Genomic DNA, 3487 nt, shown 5'->3' on the forward strand with positions numbered 1-3487 from the left:
TTCCCGTCTCAGTGGGGTCGCATTATAGGGAGATCCGAAAACAGATCAACCCTTTTTTGAAGAAAACTTGAAATAATATGCTGTTCGCTGAGAATTTGAGCTAAACACGTTAAAAACACAACATAACCATCAAATTATTAACAACTAAGGGGGTTTAAACCTATTTTATATTAGAAGTAGAGTTAAACGATCTTCATATAGAGGCTTGCACCCCAGATGATCAATACGATCGTTAATGAAAGTGTTACGGCTGCAGATCCCATATCTTTGGCCCTACCTGACAATACATGCAACTCTGTACTTACTCGATCTGTTAATGCTTCAATGGCGGAGTTTAGTAATTCAACTATTAATATAATAAGCAGTGAGCTAATTAGTATTGCCCAGTGTAATAGTGATGAAGCAAGCCAAAATGAAATAGGAAATAATATAAGGCTTAATAGTAGCTCTTGCCTAAATGCTGCTTCTTCTTTAAATGCTGCTTTAAAGCCGAGGTAAGAGCAATAGGTTGCTTTGAAAACACGCTTGAGGCCTAAGCCATTTGGTTTTAATACATCTTTCATTAATAAACTCTATGAATGAAGGTCAAAATAAAGCCCCGCACTGCGAGGCTTTTTATTTATGCTACGCCGTATTGATCACGGTAAGCTTTAACTGAGGCTAAATGCTCATTCATTGTGCCTTGGCTTTCAAGGTAACTGATAAGATCAGCTAATTTTACAATTGAAATCACTTTGGTATTAAAGTCACGCTCAACTTCTTGAATAGCTGATAATTCAGCTTTACCCTTTTCTTGGCGATCTAACGCAATTAAAACACCACTAAGGTCAGCACCATTTTGTGCAATGATTTCCATCGACTCACGAATAGCAGTACCTGCAGTAATTACATCGTCAACTAGCATAATTTTGCCATTGAGTTCTGAGCCTACTAATGTACCGCCTTCACCGTGTGCTTTTTTCTCTTTACGATTAAAGCAGTAAGGTACATCTTTATCATGATGATCCGCTAAGGCAACCGCTGTTGTTGTCGCTATTGGAATACCTTTGTACGCAGGACCAAATAATACATCGTACTCTATCGCTGAATCTTCGAGTGCCGATGCATAAAAGCGACCTAAACGCGCTAAGTCTCGACCAGTATTAAACAAACCAGCATTAAAAAAGTAAGGACTTGTGCGTCCAGACTTTAATGTAAACTCACCAAATTTTAACACCTGCTTCTCTAGAGCAAATTCTATAAACTCTTTTTGATAATCTTTCATATCTTGTGGCCTACCTATTTATGCTAATGCTTGCTTTTGTACGTCAATAATTTCGCGAATAGAATGTTTAGCTAAAGTAAGTAACTCATCTAGCTCATCAAACGAAAAAGGTTCGCCTTCAGCTGTACCTTGAATTTCAATAATTTTACCTGTTTCGGTTAAAATTACGTTCATATCAGTCTCTGCTGCTGAATCTTCAATGTATTCTAAATCGCTAATTGCTTGGCCTTTGTAAATACCAACTGAAATAGCTGCAATCATATGTTTAAGTGGGTTTGAATTAATCATACCTTTTGCACGCATATGCGTTAGTGCATCAACAAGTGCAACACATGCACCACTTATAGAAGCAGTACGTGTACCGCCATCAGCTTGAATAACGTCACAGTCAATGGTAATTGTGTTTTCGCCAAGTGCTTTTAAGTCAACAGCAGCACGAAGTGCACGTGCAATTAAGCGTTGAATTTCCATAGTACGACCGCCCTGCTTACCACGTGCAGCTTCTCGAGCATTACGCGTATGCGTTGCTCGCGGTAACATACCGTATTCAGCATTGATCCAACCTTTACCCTGACCTTTCATGAAACGAGGAACGCCCGATTCAACAGTAGCTGTACAAAGTACTTTGGTGTTACCAAACTCAACAAGTACTGAGCCTTCAGCATGCAAAGTATAATTACGTGTAAATGTAACAGGTCTAATTTGGTTAGGTGTTCTTTCGCTTGGACGCATTGACGATCCCCTTAATTCAGAATTTGCGACATTATAAGTGTATGTGGGTATAGATACCACGTTGATTTAAATAAATAGCTGTATGCAAAATATTCAGTGTATTAAATTTTCCCTAGAGCTTAAGCAGTGTTACGGTATAATCATCATAATATTGTATTTATAAATTTAGGAAAATATCCATGATCCACAGTATGACAGCTTATGCGCGTCGCGAAATAAAAGGCGATTGGGGTACTGGCACTTGGGAAGTTCGCTCAGTAAACCAGCGTTACCTTGAAACATTTATACGCGCACCAGAGCAATTTCGTGGCATGGAGCCAGTTATTCGTGAGCGTTTACGCAAACACTTACAACGCGGTAAAGTTGAGGTCTTTTTAAAGTTCGTGGCAAATCCAGCCCATGTTGGCGAGCTATCAATTAACCAAGCCCTTGCTGAACAACTAATAAATAGCGCTAAATGGGTTCAACAACAAAGTAGTGGTGATATTAACCCTGTTGATATATTACGTTGGCCTGGCGTTATGGAAGCAGAAGAGCTTGATATGGATAGCGTTAATACAGCATTAATAGCTGGTCTTGATCAAGTAATCGAAGATTTTAAATCTGCACGTGGCGATGAAGGTGCAAACCTTGAAGAAATGATAGCAATACGCCTTGATGCAATTCTAGAGCAAGTAGAAATTGTAGAAACGCATATGCCTGAGATTGCTAAATGGCAGCGTGAAAAACTTGCTCAAAAGCTAGAAGACTTAGCAGCAAACATTGACGAGTCACGCCTTGAACAAGAACTTATTTATCTTGCTCAAAAACAAGATGTAGCTGAAGAACTAGATCGCTTAAAGTCTCACGTTAAAGAAACTAAAAAAATCCTTAAAAAAGGAGGCGCATGTGGCCGCCGCTTAGATTTTATGATGCAAGAATTTAATCGTGAAGCTAACACGCTAGCGTCTAAGTCTATCAATAGTGACATCACTACTGCAGCCGTAGAGCTAAAAGTACTAATTGAACAAATGAGAGAACAGATTCAAAATATTGAATAGTTTTCAGCTAAGTATGACACATTTATAACTTATCAAAACCCGAGCTTAGCTCGGGTTTTTAGTAATACCACTAATGATACTTTGAGTATTGTCACCAAGTATCTTCACCTAAGGTTAAAGCGGCATCTTATACCAATCCGCAATAATACTTAATCATTTTGCGGGGCTAAACGTGTCGCTACCTGTGTTAAAAAATTCTCAATTAGAACAAATAAATAGCGATTTTTTTGCCTAGCTATCCACACTTTTTCCATCCTCAAAATAGATCACTTAATTAAGCGTATTGGTATTAAATCGTACTTTATTTTAGACATTAAAAAACCCGAGACTAAGCTCGGGCTTTTTGGTAATAATTAGCTAGGCTAATAATTACGCTACGATAGTTGCTACAACACCAGCACCTACAGTACGACCACCTTCACGGATAGCAAAACGAAGACCTTCATCCATC

At 38.6% G+C, this 3487-nt stretch carries 4 protein-coding genes and 1 pseudogene; 1 reads left to right on the forward strand and 4 read right to left on the reverse strand.

Going from position 1 to position 3487, the window contains the following annotated elements:
* Nucleotides 1-182 precede the first annotated feature (182 nt).
* Genes I6E69_RS20325 through rph form a run of 3 tightly spaced genes read right to left on the reverse strand, consistent with a single transcriptional unit; the run spans nucleotide 183 to nucleotide 1996 of the window.
* The gene (locus I6E69_RS20325) at nucleotides 183-563 is read right to left on the reverse strand and encodes a diacylglycerol kinase (RefSeq protein ID WP_197122190.1); all 381 of its coding nucleotides are present in this window, start codon (nucleotides 561-563) and stop codon (nucleotides 183-185) included.
* 56 nt (nucleotides 564-619) lie between these two features.
* The gene (gene pyrE, locus I6E69_RS20330; RefSeq protein WP_197122193.1) at nucleotides 620-1264 is read right to left on the reverse strand and encodes an orotate phosphoribosyltransferase; all 645 of its coding nucleotides are present in this window, start codon (nucleotides 1262-1264) and stop codon (nucleotides 620-622) included.
* A gap of 18 nt (nucleotides 1265-1282) precedes the next feature.
* Nucleotides 1283-1996 carry a ribonuclease PH gene (gene rph, locus I6E69_RS20335; RefSeq protein ID WP_002958890.1) on the reverse strand — a complete coding sequence of 238 codons (714 nt, stop codon included), beginning with the start codon at nucleotides 1994-1996 and terminating at the stop codon, nucleotides 1283-1285.
* A 179-nt stretch (nucleotides 1997-2175) separates the two neighbouring features.
* Here rph and I6E69_RS20340 point away from each other — a divergent pair, with 179 nt between their 5' ends.
* Nucleotides 2176-3036 carry a YicC/YloC family endoribonuclease gene (locus I6E69_RS20340; RefSeq protein WP_193226838.1) on the forward strand — a complete coding sequence of 287 codons (861 nt, stop codon included), beginning with the start codon at nucleotides 2176-2178 and terminating at the stop codon, nucleotides 3034-3036.
* Nucleotides 3037-3405: 369 nt separating this feature from the next.
* Here I6E69_RS20340 and I6E69_RS20345 read toward each other — a convergent pair.
* Nucleotides 3406-3487, reverse strand: a pseudogene (locus I6E69_RS20345) (elongation factor Tu); the annotation flags it as partial.

It is taken from the genome of Pseudoalteromonas sp. NZS100 (genome assembly GCF_015864815.1).
GTDB classification, from domain to species: Bacteria; Pseudomonadota; Gammaproteobacteria; order Enterobacterales; family Alteromonadaceae; genus Pseudoalteromonas; species Pseudoalteromonas distincta.